Raw genomic sequence first — 19,567 nt, forward strand, 5'->3', positions numbered from 1 at the left:
CCCAATCCTCCTCGAAAAAACCGAGGAACAAAACCCAGGACGCTTCATTCCTGTTCATTTTTGACCCACTTGTCTAAAACAGGCTTGCGCCAGGTGCTCGATATCGGCGTACGAGCCTTGAGTTCTGGCGTCAACGATCCGACTACGGCCATTCATGTCATCGGGCAGTGCTCAACCATCCTTCGAGACCTGGTTAAGAACCCGATCTACCCGCAGGTTAAGCACGACGAGAACGGCAGGCTACTGGTCTGAGCGGCCGCGAGGGAACTCGAGGAGATAATTGACGACTTCTGCGGCGAGATACATCGCAATGGTTCCGACGAACCCCTAGTAGTGATCTCGCTGCTGCAGGTTCTCGAATCGGTTTATAGCGTCGCCGGCCAAAACATCAAGCGCTTCGTTGTCAAGCAGCAGAAGCGAATCATTGCGGCTGCTGAGAAACATATCGAGGACCCGGTCGACCTAGAAAGTGTGAAGAAGGCTGCCTGGGAGGAGGATCTGCTGAAGGATCCCCCGCCAGACAGCGGCGTCTAAAGATAAAAGCTGCCCCTCCGAGTTGAAGTGCGGAGGAGCAGCTTCATTGAGCCAAGGCTCCAATTATGTTGCTGGAAAGGTTTAGCAGGCGGCAATCTCTTCCCGCAACTGATTCTTGAGCGTCGGGGTGGCCCACGAAATATCCACCGCATTCAGGCAGAGCTGCTTGAGGAAGTCCTCATCTGCGTCCAACTCATCGGCAACTAGCTGCAGATTCTCGCCGATGTAGCCGCCGAAGTATGCAGGGTCGTCGGAATTGATGCAGATCTTCATTCCCTTGTCAGATAACTGCTTGATCAGCTGAGTCTTGGAGCCGTCCGAAACCCAGGTGTTGGAAATCGGGCAGCTGGTCAGGCCGATCTTGTTGTCCACCAGATACTGCACATAGTCGGGGTTCTCGATGACGTTAGTGCCGTGGTCGATGCGGTCAACCTTAATCTCCTCGATCAGCTGGCGGATGTGCTCGATCGAGTTCTTAATGTCGACGTCGGCGTGCATAGTCAGCAGGAAGCCCTCCTCGCGAGCGCGAGCGAAGACCTCGGCGAACTTCTCGGGCGCATTGTCAGTTTCGTCGGAGTCCAGCCCGACGCCGATGATCCAGTGCTTGTAATCCAGGGCCTGGGTCAGCGTGGCCATCGCATACTCGGCCTGGAAGTCGCGCAGGAAGCACATGATCAGAGCTGACTTGATGCCCAACTTCTTCTCGGCCTCGACCTGGGCGCGGTGCAGACCATGGATGACGGTGTGGAACGAGACGCCACGGCAGGTGTGCGCCTGGGGGTCGAAGAATATTTCCACGTAGCGCACGTTCTGCTCGGCTGCCTTGCTCAGGTATGCCATGGCTAGGTCGTAAAAATCCTCGGCGGTCAGCAGCACGTTCATGCCGTCGTAGTACGCAGCCAGGAAGGACGCCAGATCGTCGAAATCGTATGATTCGCGAACCTGGTCGGGGGTTTCCTCGGCGAGCTTGATGCCATTGCGCTCGGCGAGCTTGAACTTCAGCTCCGGCTCGAGCGTGCCCTCGATGTGTAGGTGCAGCTCAACCTTGGGCAGTTTCTGAACGAAGGGTGAAATCTTCACTTTGAGTCCTAGTTGCTGGAAATTACGGGATCGGTGACGACGAACTTGACGCAGTCGATCAGGCCCAGATCGGTGATCGCCCACTCCGGGATTGCGGTGATCGACAGGAACAACAGCTGGCCGAACGGCGACGGCAGATCGCTGCCCAACTCCTCGCGGGCGATGCGATCCATCTCCTGTTCGGCAGCGGCCATCTCCTCAGCTGGAATGTCAGCTACGATGCCGGCTACCGGCAGTGGCAACCTGCCGATGACCTCGCCATCGGCAACAGCCACCTGGCCACCTCCAAGCCTAGTCACCTCGTTGATAGCGAGGGCCATGTCTGCCGCATTGGTTCCGGCCACCACGACGTTGTTGTCATCTGGCGAGTTGGAGGTCGCGATCGCACCCTTCTTGATACCGAAACCGTTGATGAAGGCAACCGGCAGGTTGTCGGTCTTGCCGTAGCGCTCGGCGACGGCAACCATGATTGCGTCCTTTTCGGTGCAGGGCTGAACCACGCCGTCGACGATGTCCAGCTCGATCTCCGCGCCGGGACGGCGGAAGGCCACGTCCTTGCTGAGCACTATCGCCTGAACGACTGCCTTGGAGCCCTCGGCCTCGACCTTGATGCGGCTTGCGTCCACTTCCTTCAGCTTGAAGGTGTCGGTCACAACCGAGGTGCGCTCGGGCGCCACCGGAGCTACGACCGACTTGCCGTTCTCGGCGACGATGCGGCCAGCGGTCATCACGCGTGCGGGTCGGAAGTCATTCAGGTCGTCCACGAACAGGATGTCGGCGAAGCGGCCGGGCGCGATCGAGCCGATCTTGTGATCGAGCTTGTACATGCGGGCGGTGTTGATCGAGCCCATCTGAATTGCCTGCATCGGGGTCACGCCGCACTCGATGGCCAGGCGAACCACGTAGTCGAGATGGCCACGGCCAAGCACATCGCTCGAGGTTATGTCATCGGTGCAGAAACCGACACGGTCGCTCGGGGCGCCCATCTCGGTGACCAGCTTGATGTTCTCGCGCAGCATCGGGGCCGCGGTCGACTCCCTGATGATGATGTCGATGCCGTTGCGCATCTTCTCCAGCTCTTCCTCAGGCGAGTAAGACTCGTGGCATAGGACGACCCCGGAAGAGGCGTATCCAGCCACCCTGCGGGCGTCCACCAGAGGCGCGCAGCCGAAGGCGTGCAGTCGGTTCTTCTCCGCCATGTCCATCGCGGCCAGAACGTCCTCGTCGCCGTCCTCAACCATCTCCTGAACCGTCTCCCAGAGGCCGACGCACTCGGGCAGCTCCTGGGCTATCTTGTGGTCTTCGGCCTTGAACGCATAACCGACGTTGGACTCGGGGATGGTGTAGGGCGCCTTAGCCGGTGCTCCCCACCAGACGTGTACCGACGAGTCGGCGGCCTCCGCCAGGAACTCCTTGACGCCGTCAATGCCTGCGGCGACCAACACCTGATCGAGTCCGGAGATGACCGAGGTGGTGCCATAACGTGCGACCATGTCGGCGAGCATCGTCACAGAGAGCTTCGAGCACTCGATGTGCAAGTGGCCGTCGATCAAACCCGGGGTCAGGTAGCGACCCTCGGCGTCGATGATCTCGGTATTAGGGCCCTTCTGCACAGACACATCGCCGACGGCAGCCACACGGCCGTCCGCGATGGCCACGTCTGCTGGATAGATCTCGCCAGTTAGGACATTAACCAGCTTGCCGTTTTCGATGATTTTGTCAGCATGTGCCCTGCCGTAGGCCACATCCATTACGTGCCGGTTAGGCATTTTTACTCCTTCGCTCTAGGGGCGCGCGGTCACGCGATCCCTAAGTTCTTCTTTTTATTGGTGATTGTGAGTGCTATGAACAGGACGCCGCTGACCACTATCCCGGCGGGAATCGCCAAGTCAGGGGCATATTCCGGGTGCTGCGGCGAGATCGCAGCTGCAATCGGGCCGATGAAATATCCGGTGTTGGCAAATAGCGCGGAAGCGATCATTCCAGCAATCAGCGAGACGAATCCGGGCAGCTTCACGCCCCCGATGCCCCAGTAGACCCCGCCCTTGTCGTTCATCAAGCCAGCCAGATCGTAATTGCCGCGTCTCATGACCCAATCGACGAGATAGATCGTGATCCAAGGTGCTAGCCAGACGCTCAGCGAACCGACGAAGGCGCTCAGCAGCGCGTAGAACGACGACTGGGCGACCGCGAAGATAGTGATCAAGATGCAAATGATCGAGTCAGTGACGACAACCACCGGGCGCTTTGCCGGGATGCCGGCGGTCTGCAGGTTAAGTGACGACGAATAAAGGTTGGTGCCGTTTTGTACCATCAGGCCGAAGCCCACTAGAAGTAGAAACGGCACAGAGAACCCCGCAGGCAAGATCGCGGGAACGGCTAGCGGGTCGGAGAGGTCAACGTCGGGGCCGACTGTGACCGTAGCCATGGCGGCGCCTAGGCTCTGCAGCAAGAGGTACGGCACGAAACCGCCCAGCGCGGCCCAGGTGCCAACCGATAACGGGCTGGTTTCTTCGGGCAAATATCGTGAGAAGTTCGAGCCGGAGCATGCCCAACTCAGGCCGCCGGAGACCACTACTAGACTGATCGCGCTAATCATCGCGTTGATGTCGGCGCCTACTTCGCCCGTCGCGATGTTTACCTTGGGCAGGATCAGTACTGCCAGGATTACGAACGCGCAGGCGAAAATGATCGTGGCGAATTTCTGCGCTGCCATCAGGAAGTTGTAGCCGATCAGCGGCAGCAGCATTTGGATAAGGCCGAGCACCACGATGCCCGCGACCTGCGTAACGCCCGAGATATCGACGCCGAAAATGCCTAGTAGCGCGGCAATCGCGTAATAAACGAGCACCAGACCGGCAGCTTCGAAGCCGAGCAACATCAGCCACGAGAACAGGCCATTTGCTCGTCCGCCTCGAGGACCCAGGCTAGAGCGGCTGATCGTCATGTTGGTCGTGCCGGTCTTGGGGCCCTGCAACGAGGCCAGCGCCAACAGCGGGTAGGCGATGAGGTTGCCGACGACGATCGCCGCGATAGCCTGCCAGAAACTGAGGCCGAAAAGAATCACCAGCAGCGCGCCGTAAGAGACGGTGAAGATGTTCGTGGTTGTGCCGGCCCAGAGGAAGAATAAGTCGATAGCTTTTCCGTGCCGACGATGTGGTGGCACGAGATCAATGCCCTGTTGATCGATACCTGAAGAGGTTTCAAGAGCCGCTGGATCTGACAAATTGTCTCCTTAGTTTTCAAGGTGCCCAGCCGAACTGGGTTAGGATCCGATCTCGAGTTTATAGAACCGCCTAGGCCGATTCAACTTGCTGTAAAGCGATTTCTGGTTTAATGCCGTCCCTAAAGAAATAGAGTGGATTGCAAAGCGAAAGATAGTTGCCGAAGCTGGATGCAGAATGCCTATCCGCGGCAACAATAGTTGAACAGGGAGCAGAGAATGATTGGCGCGATTATTGGTGACATTGTGGGCTCAGACTATGAGTTCCAGCCCGTTGATACCTACGACTTTGAGCTGTTTCCTCAAGCAGCGGACTTCACTGATGACTCCTTGATGACCATCGCGGTTGCCATGGCCATCAAGGACTACCAGGCACTCGATGAGCGAACCAGATCGGAGCAGAACCTGCACGACCTCCTCGTATCGCACATGCAAACGATGGGGCGCAGGTTTCCAGACCCGAAAGGCGCATACGGCGGCAGTTTTGGGATGTGGCTAAGCGAAGAGAATCCAGAGCCTTACAACTCGTGGGGCAACGGTAGTGCGATGCGGGTGTGTGCAGCGGCAGAACTTGCCACCAGCCTTGAAGAGGCTTTGTATTTAGCGAAGGCCAGTGCGGAAGTCACACACAATCATCCCGAAGGGATTAAAGGCGCGCAGGCTGTAGCTGCCGCGATCTACCTAGCGCAAACAGGTAAAACACAGCAGGAGATAGCAGGCTACATTCGCGAAAACTTCTACGACCTCGACTTCACCATCGAACAAATCAAACCCACCTACGGATTTTACGAATCCTGCCAGGAAACCGTGCCGCAGGCGATCCAGGCCTTCCTCGAATCGGAAAGCTTTGAGCAGGCAATCCGAAACACCATCTGGTTGGGTGGTGACGCCGACACCATGGGGGCCATCACCGGTTCGATCGCTTGGGCGTATTACAAGCACAACGGGGGAGTAGACCCCCAAATGCGATTGATGTCCGATACCGCCCTCGAATACCTTCCCCAAGACCTTCGCGGGTATGTGATTGCCTACGAGGCTGGTCTAGCCGAGCTCTAGGCGAGCCTGCTTCCATTACGCGCCGTCACGGTACTGCCGAGCCTTGCGCTGTACGGGGAGTAGAGCAAAGATTATGCGCAACGTTCCTTAAATGAGTTTGGCCGGTCACTTCACTTGAAGTGGCCGGCCAAACTATTACGGGCTATGCGCTACCCGGTTTATTGGGCGACGCATGTGGTGTGTTATTCCCGGTTGCGCCTTACTAGCACTACGCCGCCACCAAGCAGGGCAAGTGCGAGGACAATAGCCGAGCCAATCTCAGCACCAGTGCGTGGCATCGGTTTGCGTGGCTTCTCCGTCGGCGGGTTCTTCACGTTAGTGATGGTGAAGCCATCCTTCGCATTGCCCGAAACCGTAGAGGTGAAGCCGTCAACGGGGAGCTCTTCAACGGCGTAAGTGATTCTTGCGCGCTTGCCGTCGCTGATCATGAACCGAGGCAGATCTGTGAACGTGTGCTTCCATTCGTTTTCAGCGTTTAGTTCGACAGGGTCACCAACCAGGTTGGTTTCCTCATTGATTGTTCTGGTCAGCTGGACCTTAACCGGTTTCGTTGAACCCGCGTCAAGATCGTTACCCTCATTGTCCTTCCACACCTTGGTCACATCCACCTGCGTGGGTTGAGGTACCTGGGTGTTCGTGACAGTGAAGCCCTTCTCTGTATCACCTTCTACCTTGATGGTAAATCCGCTCACGCCCAGCTCCTTGACGGAGTAGGAGATATTGAGTTCCTCGGTGTTCCCGGAAGCCTCGTCCCCAGTGATCTTCGTGGCTGGTAGTTCTTCGAAGGTATGTGTCCAGTCATTCGTTTCATCTAGCACTACTGGATCACCCACGGGGCTCGTGTTAATGCCGTCGGTAGATTGCAGGAGCTGCACGTTTACAGGTGATATAGCTCGTGGGGCAGTGATCTTCAGGCCGTCCTGCGCGGTGCCCTCCAATTTAACTGTGTTGGCTCCGTCAACGCCCTGCTCTTCAACCGAGTACGTGACCTCTACCTGCTCACCTTTGACGGTCTTGGTCTTGGGCAGGTCCTTGAACGTATGCGTCCACTTGTTGTCAGCATTGAGCTCTGCCGGCTGGCCAATGTAGAACTTCTCACCGCCAACTGATCCCACCAGCTGCACCTTGACAGCAACCTTAGAAGCTTCGTCAACAAGGTCGTTGCCCTTAGAGTCCTTCCACGCCTTGGAAACCTTTACCTCGGTCTTTTCTGGGGTTCCAAACTCAAGTCCACCGTTTGAGCCAATACCGCCACCGCGCGGAGACTGGTTCTTCGTGATAATCAACCTTGCCCAGGAGTTCGCGTTATTCTTCGCGTTCTGGTCAGTAATGGTCTTGAGGCCCGCGTTGTGAAGCGAGGTCCGATAATCACTGGTTTCGTCGGATTCCCTCTCCTCACCATCGAACACCTGCTTCTTACCAGGATTCTCGGCATCGAAACGAGGCTGATTGAATCCGCCATCCTTATACAGGGTAGGTTCGCCGCCACCTAGCATGTGCGAATCGATAAGCATGCGTGCGGAAGTGGAGCCTCCATAGGCATCATGCGCAATGTCATCGCCCCAGTGATGATCGGTAGCAGTCGTTGGGGATTCGTTATCGAATACCGCTACGCCGTTCGTGACGTGTATCAGCATGCTCCCTGTGGGGCAGAGCCAAACACCGCCGCCGACTGCAACCCAGCCTCCGTCGGTTGCGCTGTTCTTGGTGATGAGGGTGTCCTTGAAATGGGCGGTGTACGACTTGGTTGCAACGTAGATACCGCCACCCTGTTGGCTAGCAGTATTTCCCTCGATCGTACCTGCGTTAAGGTGTACACCGTTGGAAACCACGTTTACGCCGCCACCTGTGCGGGAAGCACTGTTGCCGATAATGCTACCGCCATTCATAGTGAAGCCGCCGGGGGAAAGTTTGGTCCAGGCTTCCGTATTCGGTTCGCCGTATTTAGCCTTGGTGCAGTTGAAACCGTCCCCGGCAACTTCCTGCCAAGTGCCAGCCGCGCCCCACACGAACAGGTCCATAGCATTTACGCCGCCGCCGTTGCCCGCATGGTTGTTTTCGATGGTGCCACCGTTCATCGTGACGTCGGCATTTCCGAAGATGTTTATGCCACCGCCACCAAAGCTTGCATCACCTTCTGAGATCTCACCGTCATTGAATTCGAACGTTGCTCGCGTTGACGTCGTGTCTTCATCACGCGCTGGGCAATCCCAGATCCAGGAGAACACATTAATATTCCCAATCCACCCCGTGTTTTGCGTGACTTTGCCACCGTTGATTGTTAGGTGGGCACCGTTAAAGACGCCAATTCCGCCTACTTCACCGTAAGCGCCCGCCGATGTATCTGTTTCGCCCTTGGAGATCTCGCCACCGTTCATAACCATCGTGGCGCCGGAATTCAATGCAACGTTACCTGCGCCACGCTGAACGCTTCCGGGGTTGTTTTTCAGGCGGTGATTATCGGTGATCGTTCCACCATTCATAATGAATTTAGATTCTTCGCCCTGCGCCGTGACAGCACCTTGATAGAAGCCACTCAGCTTCCGCGCACCAGTAACGGTGCCCGCGTTCATCACCAGTTCGCCCTCCACAAGAATTGTGGGTGAGAAGCTGGAGCCCGTCACAACATTGTCGTATTGTGCGCGCGAGTCGATAGTGATGCCCTCGCCTTTTCCGGTGCCATCAGAGAGGGTGAGTTTTGCGCCCTTTTCAACCTTCAGTAGGCTGCCGGTGAAATCACCGTCATCACGAATAATCTTGCTTTCTGATGACCACGGAGATATGTCTGCGTCCACTAGCTCAATGTCTGCGCCAGCGGGAATGACAATAGTCTTCGTCAGCAGAGTCTCGGTACCGTTACCAATTTCAATCCTGGTCGGAGTAGTTCCAGCCTGCGCAATGAGTTCTTCTAAGCGGTCCGGCTCACAGTACAGAACCCGACCCTCTTCATAGCACTTGAGGACCTGCCGGTCCGGGGATTCTGGCGCGGCCTCGGCAACCGGAGGAAGGCCGGTGCCCATCACCACTAGAAATACTGTTAGACATGCTGCCCACAAGGCGGGGAGAAAACTGTAACGCTTTGTGCTTTTCACTTTTCTTCTTTCTTTAGAGCGCAAGAAGAGCCTCGGAAAATGGCCGGAGAGCTTAGTAGGACTAAAGCCATACTGTCAGAGGAATCGCGAAGAAACAAGATACTACTTTGTGTAGACAAAATAATCACAACGCGAGCCAACACCTAGCGGGGATCGTCAGATACGATCCGGCATGTCGCCCGGCGTGAAAAGTGGCCGGAAACACAAGAAATCTCGCTAAGCCAAATGATCGCGAAAAGACTTGGGAATTGAGTCCCATATGTGAAAGACTCGAAGTTACGTTGCGCGTAATCTGGCCCGTTGTTGAGCAGACCGGAGGTCGCTCGTATGAGAGGAGCAAATAATGAGGGGCCCTTGGGTGCGGTCATTCGGGATTTTGCTGGCCACAGTGCTGGCAACAGTCGGGTTGTCCGGGGGAGTAGCTCAAGCAGCCGGTATTAGTTCTTGGGACGACATTATTACGGCGGTAGAGGGTCTTGGTGACGGCGAGTCAACAGAACTGTCAATCGCATCAGAAATCACCGTAGAGGACGGTGCTCAGCCGCTGGTTGTGCCCGCGGGGAAACAAGTCACCTTCACGGGTAGTGGAAAGATCAGCGGAAAGAGATCCCCGCTGTTCTCGGTAGAAGAGGGTGGAACGCTCACCCTATCCGGTCCGACTTTCACCAACGCGCAGTTTAGCGTTGCGGGCGATATGAACCTTGTGGGCGGCGCGATCTGCGACACTGCGGTAACCGGCCCGGTCGTTTTTGTTAATGGCGGAACGCTGACGATCAGTGGAGACGCTGAGTTTTCTGGCAACAACGTTTCGGATGAGTCCGGCAAACTTCTCCCGGCGGGGGTAGAAAAAGAAAAATACTCTCCAATCACCGCCTACAACGGCACCGTGCGAGTAGAGGGTGGAACGCTTAGCGGCAACCACGGGTTGCGCTACGGCGGCGCGATTGGCCTATGGGCCAGAGACGGTGGACATCCAACCTTCGAGATGACGGGTGGAACACTAACCGGGAACGTTGTCAGCCACCCCCGGTCCTATGGCTACGGGGGTGCGGTTTACGGTGAGGGAACCTCAGCGAATATCGCTGGAGGAACCGTTAAGGAGAACACCACAGAGTTAGGTGCGGGTCTTGCCTTTGTCAATAGTGATGTTTCGCTATCAGGTGGAGTCGTTGTTCAAGGCAACAACAACGGGGAGTATAAAGGTGAAGGTGGTGGCCTGTATCAAAGTGGAGGAACGCTGGACATCAGCGGTGCAACGTTCACAGAGAACGTATCCACTGGTTTCGGCGGGGCAATCAGTGCGGATGATACCAAGGTTGAAATATCTGGCGCAGACATTACTTCTAACACGGCCGCAAAATCCGGTGGAGGCATCTCGTTCGGTGGAACTACAAAAGCCGAGATCCACGCTGCAATTCTGAGCGACAACACCTCGCAAGGCTTTTGGGGTGGCGGGGCGATGTACAACGACACCAAGGCCGAGGTGACGATTTATAACGGCCTTATACGCGGTAATAAAATCAAGGATGTTTTCGTGATAGGCGCTGGTAACCATCCTGCAAGCGCTCAAGGTGGTGGCGTGTGGAATTGCCCCACGGGTTCCACCGTTATGCACGTGACGCGCGGCGTAGCGATTTTTGATAACGAGGCTCCTAACGTCGTCAAGGGGACACTCGCCGGTGCCGGTGATGATTTCGCCAGCATTATCAAACACGAATTCGATAAGCCAGTAGCGGGCCATGCGGTCGAGGTTACTGAGCGTATGCTCGGCGGAAGCCCCCGCGCTTGGTTCCAGGACGGTTCCATATACAATATTCACAGTAACTGGTCCGCTGAAAGCCAGGTCCCACGCTACTCAGCTGATGGGGACAACACTGCCATCAAACCAAACGAAACAGTTACTAACAACATTGCCTTCAAGTCGGTGCCAACTAAGGACGCTAAGGCGATTGCAGAGACTCTTGCGACTGTGAAGATCACCGATAACGTAGCCACCGGCACAGGAATGTCGGGTGGAGGTATCGCAAACAACGGTACTTTGACCTTCGGCGAACCTGAACCGTGGGAACTGAAGTTGGAAAAGAAGTGGGCTAATGATGATCCCAAGGATCGCCCCGAGAGCATTTCGGTGGACGTGAAGCTGGGGGACAAGGTACTTGAGACCATCAAGCTCACAAAGGAGAATGGTTGGAAGGCTGAGCTAGCCAACTATCCCGATCCAAGTACCCTTATTGGCGCCGCGACAGGCGAGAAGATCCCGCTGACCTTCGTCGAACATGACGTCGATGGCTACATGTCTCACGGCGCAGTAGTGACGGAAAACAAAGACACAAAGACGATCGAGGTCGAGATCGTTAACGAACCTCCCACGTCGATTGATGTTGAGAAGCGGTGGTCTGGTGATGTGGAGGCTGACCGTCCGGGTTCTGTGACTATCAACTTGTTGGCTGATGGTCAACAGACGGATAAGTCTGTGGAACTGACTGCCGAGAATGGCTGGAAGGGTACGTTTACCGACCTGCCGAAGTATGTGACGGTTAACGGTAAGAAGACCGAGATCGTTTACACGGTTGTTGAAGTAGAGGTTCCTGGCTACACCTCCTCCATTAGCGGTGGCGCGGCCGAGGGGTACGTGGTTACTAACACCAAGGACGCTCCGCCAGTTACCTCGGTACCTGTTGAGAAGCGGTGGTCTGGTGATGTGGAGGCTGATCGTCCGGGTTCTGTGACTATCAACTTGTTGGCTGATGGTCAACAGACGGATAAGTCTGTGGAACTGACTGCCGAGAATGGCTGGAAGGGTACGTTTACCGACCTGCCGAAGTATGTGACGGTTGATGGTAAAAAGACTGAGATCGTTTACACGGTGGTTGAGGTAGAAGTTCCTGGCTACACCTCCTCCATTAGCGGTAGCGCGGCCGAGGGGTACGTGGTTACTAACACCAAGGACATCCCACCTTCGTTGGGTCGCACCGGCTCGGCAGTTCAAGGCCTAGTAGTAGGGGGCGTTGCCCTGCTCGCTGCGGGAATCTGGGCTGTATCCAAGCGCCGTCGTCCATAAGCAAGTGCGGGTGGGCCCGCCGTTTAGCGGACCCACCCGGCACAGTAACTGGCTTCCTCATTATCGAGTGAGCTAGTCATGCACAACATTCACCTCCCGGCAATCCCTGGGAGGTGTTTTGTTATCGTTATCCGGTCACATTAACTTCGTTCGATTAGTGCCCCGTCAGAGGGAACCAACGCGCACCAATACAACTATCACGGTGGAAAGGATGGCTCGCGAAGCATCTGAAGATATTAGCTACAATCTATGCTCGTGTATACCGCTAAGAATCTTGACACTCGTGCCCGGCGAATCGTTGCTTGGGTTGCCATCCTAAACCTCATCGGCTTCATCATTGAACTGGTGATCGCCTCAATCATTGGCTCAGTCGCACTCTTTGCAGATGCCGCCGACTTCCTTGAAGACTTCCTCATTAACATGCTTGTGCTCACCGCCCTGGGCTGGTCGGTAGCAAGCAGGAGGAAAGCCAGTTACGGCCTGGCCGGCCTCATCCTCATTCCCGCAGTTGCGGCTTTTGGCACCGCGATATGGAAAATGATCTCCGGGGAGGCGCCGGAGCCACTCACCTTGTCGGTAACCGCCATCATCGCAATGCTAATCAACCTCGCCAGCGCGCTACTACTACTGCAACTGCGTAAGCACGATACAGCATTAGTGCGAGGTGCCTGGCTGGCCGCCCGCAATGATGTGCTCGCAAACCTTTTGATCCTTGCCGCTGGCGTTGTCATGGTGTTCTGGTTCAGCCCCTGGCCAGACATCGCGGTTGGTCTTGTTATCGGCTTCATCAACCTCTCGGCTGCGGCAGAAGTGTTTGAGCAAGCTCGTGCAGAAACTCCGGAGCTTGAGCTCGATGATGAGTAGGCGCGAATAAGCCTAGGCTAGATGGGTAAAGAAACCCCGGAAGGGGAGCTGAGATCACTCAGCTCCCCTTCCGGGGATTCTGTGCAACTACTCGCCTGTAGGCAGGTTGCGTGTTGCTCGTTGGTTACATGAACTTGCGTGCGGTGAGCACACCACCTGCAAGAAGCAGTACGGCGGAAAGGCCGACGAGGGAAGCAACCTCAGCACCAGTTTTAGCGATCTTCTTCTTTGGCTCAGCCGGCTTACATGCTGGGTCCATCGCAGTATCGTGGCTGTCCCAGGTCCACTCGGCTACAGCATCGTCAGCGAAGAAGTAACCATCCAGAGCGGAGGCCTTAACTTCTACCTTCGAGTTGTACGGGTAGTTGTAGTTGCCATCCTTGTTAGCTTTCAGCTGAACGCCGTTTGCGGTGACGGTGTAGGCGACGCCCTCGGTCTTCTGGATCGTCACGTAAGGTTCGACGGTGCAAGAAGAAGGATCAGCAGCGGACGGATTGATCAGCTTCGGAGCAACAGGAGTTGCCAACTCTTCAGCTGGATCTACTGTGCACGGCTGAGAAGCGACGCTGAGCTCCCACTGCGTGTCACCCTCAACCACGAACTTGTCCTTAAAATCCTGTTTCAGTAGAGCCGCTACCGAGACAGTGGTGCCTTGCTGAACCTGCTCGTAGTCAAAGTACTTGGATTCAGGAACCTGGACCGTGCCAGCAACTCCGCACTTGTTGGAATCTACAACGGTCGGAGCTTCGGGGGTAATCTTGCGTACAACAGAGCTTACCTTTACAGTCCAGCCGTCAAGGTCATTACCTTCAACGCTTTCAATGCGGAAGAGCTTAGCCTCTTCTGGATCATCAATTGACGCGGTCAACTGGTACCACTGGTAACGACCCGTATATCCAGAGAACATGTTCAGGCTATTGCCAATTGAAGCGCGAGTAATAGGAGTATCTTCACGACTTGGCATGATTTCGGCAGAGGGCCTATGAGACTCCCCGTCGGCGAAAACATACTTGTTTGCAGCAGGGTCGCCACGCTTGGTGATAAGGGGCTTGTAAACCTTTTGGCCATCTTCTGTAACTGCGTCTCCGGCCTTATGCTGCGATACCCCAATTGTGATTGTGGGTGCCTTGCCGTCGGGAATCTCACCTAGATAGGTTTCCCCATCCCACTCGCCTTCAACCAACTTAAACGTGAAATCGGTATTGGCCTGCTGGTCCATATAGACTTGTTTCACGCCATTACTATATCCAGTTGAAAAAGTGAATTGGCTGGGTCCGTACTTGCCGTTACGATATTGGTAGCAGTCGTCAACGCCGATCTTATCAACACCCTCGTACTTGGGGTTTCGGGGATTCTTAGGGTCCACGTTGAGTGGAATCTGCTCATCTTTACCAACGGTTAGTTTGAGCATTGGCCACTCGTAGCCAAGCGGGTCGCCGGTTGCTTGACCGTTTTTGAATTCGTAGACCTCACAGTACAGAGGCATGTAAACTGTGGTGCCTTCAAGCTTCGGGTCGTACCGTTTTACGTTGTTACTCCAAGTAACGTCAAAGCTCTTGACATGGCTGGCGTCGTCAACACTGTTTGCTGCTACAGCGGCAACGGCACCTCCCAGTGTCAGTGCTGCCGCGCCTGCGAAAGCAGTTGTGGCGCGTAACCACTTCTTCATTGTTCCTCCTGTATTCGATGGAAACATCGTGATAACCCTAGCAAGAAAGGGCGTGATTCATTCGAAGTTAAAGGGATAGAGGCGTATTCGGTATCGCCTCGTCGTTGCGTGACGAGGTCACTTCATCATCGATGATTTCCTGAACGGGATCCTCCCCGGCGACGAGCTTGCCGGACGAACCGGTGCCCAGACGTTCCAAAGCGAGGCGGCCAACCAGCTGCTGGTTTGTGGTCGTGCGTTGTGAACGTGCGCCCGACAGGAATGAGAAGAACCAATGAACCAAGGTACCGATCTGCGACTTGAAGCCGACGATGTACAGCAGGTGGAGGAAACACCAAGCCGCCCAGGCGATAAAGCCGGTCAGGCGCATTTTGCCGATCTTCACGACCGCCTTGAAGCGGGCGATCGTCGCCATTGAGCCCTTGTCGAAGTACGTGAAAGGCTCGGTTGTTTCCGGCTTGCCAGCAAGACGTGCTGCCACAATCTTTGCCGCATAGCGAGCAGACTGGATAGCTCCCTGAGCAACGCCGGGCACGCCCGGGAAGCTCATCATGTCACCGAGGACAAAAATTTCCGGGTGGCCGGGAACAGTGAGGTTCTTTCCAACAATGACGCGACCTGCACGGTCAAGCTCCGCATCGGCCTTGTCATGAAGAACAGCGCCAAGCTCAGATGCCTGGACGCCGGCAGCCCACACCTTGCAGTTTGAACGAATCGTTTCGGTTGAGCCGTCCTTGAACTTCAGAGTGACGGTGTCGCGGTCAAGGTCAGTGACAAATGCGTGGGTCTTCACCTCGACGCCGAGCTTTTCAAGCTCGTGGCGCGTCACGTCACCGAGCTTTTCGCCGAACACAGGGAGAGGACGATCGGCACCGTCAACGAGGATGACGCGAGCCTTCGTCGGATCGATTGCACGGAACTCCTTTGCCAGCGTGTGTGATGCCATTTCGCGGATCTGACCAGCCATCTCAACACCGGTTGGACCTGCGCCAACGACAACGAACGTGAGCAGACGGTCGATCTCATGTGGGTCGGATTCGATTTCGGCCTTCTCGAACGAGTCGAAGATGCGGGCACGGAGTTCGAGCGCGTCATCGATCGTCTTCATGCCGGGAGCAAACACGGCGAAGTGATCGTTGCCGAAGTACGACTGGCCAGCGCCGGCAGCAAGGATCAGCGTGTCGTAGGGAGTTGTCTGTTTTTCGTTGTGGTTACGCCAAATAACGACTTTGTTTTCAATGTCGATGTCTTCAACGAGCGCCTGCAGAACGCGAACATTCTTCTGCTTCTTGAGGATCTCACGCGTCGTTGGCGCAATGTCGCCTTCGGAGAGGATGCCAGTTGCGACCTGATAGAGCAGGGGCTGGAATAGGTGGTGACCGGTCTTGGCTAGAATCGTGATTTCAGCGTTCGCGTGCTTCAGCTTCTTCGCAACTTCAAGTCCAGCAAAACCTGAGCCGATGATGACGATGCGGTGCACCAGATCCTCCTCATTAATTACGTAAGGCTTACCTTACTAATTGAGTCGGTGGGTGTGACAGTCCCAATCCGTCTTTGAGGGCGTGAGAGTGCCCACGTCCTTTTCGCTCATGTACGAGGCCGCGATCACCTGATCAACGATTCCCCAGCAAGGGCGCGGAGCAAAGCAATCGTTTAGTCAAAAAGACGTTGCGTCGCCTGAATATCCGGTTTTCCGTTCGGCAGTTGGGGGAGAGCATCAACCCAGATCGCTCGGCGAACTCGTTCCCACGGCGCACACTGATCACTAATCAGGTCAGCGATCTCCAATGCGTCGAAGTCGGCGTCATCACGCAGCTCTTTTGGGATCGGTCCGCGAACGATTGCCGCGGCAACAACCTGACCCCACCGATCATCCTTGACACCTACAACGCAGGCGTTTGCGATAGGGGGTAGTCCGCGTAGCAGTTCTTCGATGCGCCCGGGAGCCACAAGCTCGCCACCCGTGTTAATCATTCGCGAGGCACGACCAACGATGTGATACCAGCCTTTTTCATCGCGTGTGGCGAGGTCGCCTGTGCGCAGCCAATCGTCATGCATGCGTGCGAGGCCTCGTTCCCCGTTGGTCACGAAGGAGGTTGAAACGCCTGGGCCTCGTACCTCGATTTCGCCCAACTCGCCCACGCCGGCGAGGTGACCGTCAGCGTTCATCAGACGCGCATCCACGTAGGGGAAAGGTTGGCCCAATGCTCCCGCCGGGGCGTCGGCATCGGGGGAGGTCATCATTCCCGCCCCGGAAGTTTCCGTCATTCCCCACACGTGGATCGGTCGCAAGCCGGCGCTGCGCAGACGCTCAGCCAAAGCCGGCCCCATCGCATCTCCGCCGATCAGCGGGCGCTCCCATGATGAAATATCTGCGCCGACGGACTCATTCGTATCGAGCAACATGTGGCACATGACTGGGACAGCAAACATCATCGAGATGCGGTGCTTTTCGATCGCACGCAGGATGCCAGTCGGGTTAAACGTCGGGAAAACGATGATCGTTCCACCGTGGCTGAAGACATCCATCGACGTGCCATTGAAGCCGCCGATATGCGAAATTGGCGCGCACACACCCACGACATCGCGTGCCGGTAGATATTCGAAGCCATCGCGGAAACACATCGAGCCCCACCACATGTGGGCGTGAGAGAGTTCAACTCCTCGGGTACGTCCTGTCGACCCCGAAGTAAAGACAATCGCACCCGTTTCGTGTGCGCAGGCCAGAGGCTCACCTTCGATCGGCGTGGAGCCCAGCGCGCTCGAAGCAAAAGCGTCGACCGTCATAAACTCCGCGCCCACACTGACCGAACGCTGCAACGCGGGCGCGACCTCGTCGATCAAAACGAGAGCTGGATCGAGCGAATCCACAATCGACTGCGTGACGGTAAACGGTAGGCGTTCCGAAAGTGGAACGGTCACAGCGTGAAGCCACGAGCACGCAACGTGCAGAACAAAAACCCAAGCGTTGTTACGGCCAGCAAACACGACACGGTCACCCTCGCCAATGTCGAGCGAGCGCAAATATGCTGCCACACGGCGCACCGCGTCGGCGCTTTCGGCGACGGTCCACACGCTGTTGTCCGGCCAAATGATCGACATGCGGTTCGGGTGCTGACGCCCAGCACGCATCAAAACTCGGGCCGGTGAATAATCCGGAGTCACTGGGGCCTCAGGCAACGGGAACCCCGGGCAGTGTTGCGGCTTCACGCGCCTGACGACGTGCGCGACGCTCACGCATATTCGCCAGAACTGTACCCGCTTCCTGCAGAGTGGAACCGGAATTATCCAGGTGCTTCAAGTGCTCAGGAATCTCAAACCCGCGAGCGCGCATGCCTTTCGCCCACAGCAATCCCGCGCGGTACGACGAGCGCACAAGCGGGCCAGCCATGACGCCAGCGAAGCCTAATTCTTCAGCTTCTGCTGCGATCTCAAGGAATTCTTCGGGGTGAATCCAGCGATCAATCGGGTGATGCAGGGGAGAAGGACGCAAATATTGCGTGATGGTCAGCAAATCACAGCCCGAATCGTGCAGGTCGCGCATCGCTTCGCTGATTTCTTCACGCGTCTCACCCATACCGAGGATCAAGTTCGACTTCGTTACCATGCCACCGTTGTGTGCACGCTGAATCATCGCAAGCGAACGGTCATAGCGGAACGCGGGGCGGATCTTTTTAAAGATACGAGGCACCGTCTCCAAGTTGTGCGCGAACACCTGCGGGCCGGCTTCAATGACCATGTCGATCGACTCGTCCTGACCGCGGAAGTCGTCAACCAGCAGTTCAACGCCGGTTGATGGGCTCTTCTCGTGGATCAAACGGCAGGTTTCGGCGTACAACCACGCCGCGCCGTCGGGCAGATCGTCGCGGGTGACGCCGGTGATCGTCGCGTAGCGCAGTTCGAGTTCGCCAACAGACTCGGCGATTCGACGAGGCTCGTCCCGGTCATATTCGGTGGGCTTACCGGTCGCGATATCGCAGAAGTCGCACCGACGTGTGCAGAGTGCTCCACCTAAAAGGAAAGTCGCTTCACGGTCTTGCCAGCACTCGTAAATATTCGGGCACCCTGCTTCAGCGCAGACAGTGTGCAGTCCCTTGGCGTGCGACATGGAACGCATATCGTGATAGTTCGCGCCGGTGTGTGCCGTCGTGCGAATCCACTCGGGCTTGTTTTCGATAGGAGTTTGCGAGTTGCGAACTTCCACTCGAAGCAGTTTGCGTCCTTCGGGATCAGGCAAGGTACTCACAGGCGTTTCCCTTCGAATAGGTGATCTCTTGGCTGGGGTCAGCCAGCTGAGGGCGGATTGAAGAAATAAGGTGCGAGACAAGTGCGTCAGCAGCGGTGCGCAATGGGACGTTCACGCCTTCCCACGACAGACAGGCAACATCAGCGTCGAAGAGCCCGCACGGGATGATTCCCGCGAACGCTTCTATCGGGTCAATATCGACGTTCAGGGCGACTCCGTGCAACGTGGCGCCTCGTGCAACTTTCAGTCCGATGGCACAAATTTTGCGGTCGCGACGTCCCTCTTCGGTCAGCCACACTCCTGCGCGTCCGTCGATGCGGTGAACGGGCAGCCCCCATTCTTCGCGCACTGTTTCAATAACACCCGCTTCAACGCTACGGATCCACGCGTACAGGTCGACGGGCTCCTTGAGCCTGACATTTGGGTAGACAACAACCTGTCCCGGTCCGTGCCACGTCGCGGAACCGGCGCGGTCCACATGGATCACCCGAACAGTGGAATCCGGAATATCTTCGGGTTTCGTGTGGCGGCCAGCGGTCCAGGTGGGGGCGAATTGGGTGACAATGATCGAATCGCCGTCACCAGCGGCTGCTTGGTCGTGGAGTTGACGCTGCAGTCGGTCTACTTCCATATAGTCCGACGTTCCCGCATCAATAAGGTCGATGACGTGCACCTAGGAATGATAGAACGCCAGACCTTTCGTTTCTTAATCGAAATGGCCCTTTGCGCACGTGTTCTCGAA

The 19,567-nt window shown here is 56.3% G+C and carries 14 protein-coding genes; 5 read left to right on the plus strand and 9 right to left on the minus strand.

What is annotated here, in order from left to right; all coding sequences use genetic code 11:
* The first annotated feature begins 60 nt into the window (after positions 1 to 60).
* Both QP381_RS00430 and QP381_RS00435 read left to right on the plus strand, forming a co-directional pair.
* Positions 61 to 252, plus strand: a complete 192-nt coding sequence (locus QP381_RS00430; RefSeq protein WP_285067356.1) for a DUF2254 family protein — start codon at positions 61 to 63, stop codon at positions 250 to 252.
* Between the two features lie 81 nt (positions 253 to 333).
* A complete protein-coding gene (locus QP381_RS00435) occupies positions 334 to 534 on the plus strand; it encodes a hypothetical protein (protein ID WP_141089599.1) in 201 nt (66 codons plus the stop codon).
* A gap of 81 nt (positions 535 to 615) precedes the next feature.
* Here the strand turns inward: QP381_RS00435 and add are convergent, their stop codons facing one another.
* Genes add through QP381_RS00450 form a run of 3 tightly spaced genes read right to left on the minus strand, consistent with a single transcriptional unit; the run spans position 616 to position 4,840 of the window.
* Positions 616 to 1,614 carry an adenosine deaminase gene (add, locus tag QP381_RS00440; protein ID WP_103631843.1) on the minus strand — a complete coding sequence of 333 codons (999 nt, stop codon included), beginning with the start codon at positions 1,612 to 1,614 and terminating at the stop codon, positions 616 to 618.
* Positions 1,615 to 1,622: 8 nt separating this feature from the next.
* Complete coding sequence (locus QP381_RS00445) at positions 1,623 to 3,383, minus strand: adenine deaminase C-terminal domain-containing protein (protein WP_285067357.1); 1,761 nt, start codon at positions 3,381 to 3,383, stop codon at positions 1,623 to 1,625.
* A gap of 29 nt (positions 3,384 to 3,412) precedes the next feature.
* Positions 3,413 to 4,840: a purine-cytosine permease family protein gene (locus QP381_RS00450; RefSeq protein WP_285067358.1), complete on the minus strand. Its 1,428-nt coding sequence runs from the start codon at positions 4,838 to 4,840 to the stop codon at positions 3,413 to 3,415.
* Between the two features lie 216 nt (positions 4,841 to 5,056).
* Here QP381_RS00450 and QP381_RS00455 point away from each other — a divergent pair, with 216 nt between their 5' ends.
* Positions 5,057 to 5,893: an ADP-ribosylglycohydrolase family protein gene (locus QP381_RS00455; RefSeq protein WP_103632566.1), complete on the plus strand. Its 837-nt coding sequence runs from the start codon at positions 5,057 to 5,059 to the stop codon at positions 5,891 to 5,893.
* Between the two features lie 182 nt (positions 5,894 to 6,075).
* Here QP381_RS00455 and QP381_RS00460 read toward each other — a convergent pair whose 3' ends face one another.
* Positions 6,076 to 8,913 (minus strand): Cna B-type domain-containing protein, encoded by a 2,838-nt coding sequence (locus QP381_RS00460; protein ID WP_285067519.1) that lies wholly within the window; start codon positions 8,911 to 8,913, stop codon positions 6,076 to 6,078.
* A gap of 415 nt (positions 8,914 to 9,328) precedes the next feature.
* On the opposite strand from QP381_RS00460, the gene QP381_RS00465 reads away from it, so the two are divergent.
* Together QP381_RS00465 and QP381_RS00470 are read left to right on the plus strand one after the other, a co-directional pair.
* The gene (locus QP381_RS00465) at positions 9,329 to 12,046 is read left to right on the plus strand and encodes a Cna B-type domain-containing protein (RefSeq protein ID WP_285067359.1); all 2,718 of its coding nucleotides are present in this window, start codon (positions 9,329 to 9,331) and stop codon (positions 12,044 to 12,046) included.
* Positions 12,047 to 12,295: 249 nt separating this feature from the next.
* Positions 12,296 to 12,910 (plus strand): cation transporter, encoded by a 615-nt coding sequence (locus QP381_RS00470; RefSeq protein WP_006681142.1) that lies wholly within the window; start codon positions 12,296 to 12,298, stop codon positions 12,908 to 12,910.
* A gap of 124 nt (positions 12,911 to 13,034) precedes the next feature.
* Here QP381_RS00470 and QP381_RS00475 read toward each other — a convergent pair whose 3' ends face one another.
* The 5 genes from QP381_RS00475 to lipB all read right to left on the minus strand — a co-directional run bounded on the left by QP381_RS00475 (position 13,035) and on the right by lipB (position 19,498).
* On the minus strand, positions 13,035 to 14,579 hold the full coding sequence (locus tag QP381_RS00475) for a hypothetical protein (RefSeq protein WP_285067361.1): 1,545 nt from the start codon (positions 14,577 to 14,579) through the stop codon (positions 13,035 to 13,037).
* A 67-nt stretch (positions 14,580 to 14,646) separates the two neighbouring features.
* A complete protein-coding gene (locus QP381_RS00480; RefSeq protein ID WP_285067363.1) occupies positions 14,647 to 16,059 on the minus strand; it encodes an NAD(P)/FAD-dependent oxidoreductase in 1,413 nt (470 codons plus the stop codon).
* 173 nt (positions 16,060 to 16,232) lie between these two features.
* Positions 16,233 to 17,711: a class I adenylate-forming enzyme family protein gene (locus tag QP381_RS00485; protein ID WP_006681139.1), complete on the minus strand. Its 1,479-nt coding sequence runs from the start codon at positions 17,709 to 17,711 to the stop codon at positions 16,233 to 16,235.
* A 40-nt stretch (positions 17,712 to 17,751) separates the two neighbouring features.
* On the minus strand, positions 17,752 to 18,825 hold the full coding sequence (gene lipA, locus QP381_RS00490) for a lipoyl synthase (RefSeq protein ID WP_219585163.1): 1,074 nt from the start codon (positions 18,823 to 18,825) through the stop codon (positions 17,752 to 17,754).
* Positions 18,809 to 19,498 carry a lipoyl(octanoyl) transferase LipB gene (gene lipB, locus QP381_RS00495; protein WP_219585162.1) on the minus strand — a complete coding sequence of 230 codons (690 nt, stop codon included), beginning with the start codon at positions 19,496 to 19,498 and terminating at the stop codon, positions 18,809 to 18,811. The genes lipA and lipB overlap by 17 nt, the downstream gene beginning before the upstream one ends.
* Between the last annotated feature and the right edge of the window lie 69 nt (positions 19,499 to 19,567).

The sequence above is a fragment of the Pauljensenia sp. UMB6358 genome (genome assembly GCF_030216865.1).
Lineage (GTDB): Bacteria > Actinomycetota > Actinomycetes > Actinomycetales > Actinomycetaceae > Pauljensenia > Pauljensenia turicensis_A.

What these genes read in the sequence shown, in the direction of transcription:
- QP381_RS00445 (WP_285067357.1), bottom strand. Translation starts at nt 3,383, where the DNA reads ATGCCTAACCGGCACGTAATGGATGTGGCCTACGGCAGGGCACATGCT.
- QP381_RS00455 (WP_103632566.1), top strand. Translation starts at nt 5,057, where the DNA reads ATGATTGGCGCGATTATTGGTGACATTGTGGGCTCAGACTATGAGTTC.
- QP381_RS00460 (WP_285067519.1), bottom strand. Translation starts at nt 8,913, where the DNA reads ATGGGCACCGGCCTTCCTCCGGTTGCCGAGGCCGCGCCAGAATCCCCG.
- QP381_RS00465 (WP_285067359.1), top strand. Translation starts at nt 9,329, where the DNA reads ATGAGGGGCCCTTGGGTGCGGTCATTCGGGATTTTGCTGGCCACAGTG.
- QP381_RS00470 (WP_006681142.1), top strand. Translation starts at nt 12,296, where the DNA reads ATGCTCGTGTATACCGCTAAGAATCTTGACACTCGTGCCCGGCGAATC.
- QP381_RS00475 (WP_285067361.1), bottom strand. Translation starts at nt 14,579, where the DNA reads ATGAAGAAGTGGTTACGCGCCACAACTGCTTTCGCAGGCGCGGCAGCA.
- QP381_RS00485 (WP_006681139.1), bottom strand. Translation starts at nt 17,711, where the DNA reads ATGCGTGCTGGGCGTCAGCACCCGAACCGCATGTCGATCATTTGGCCG.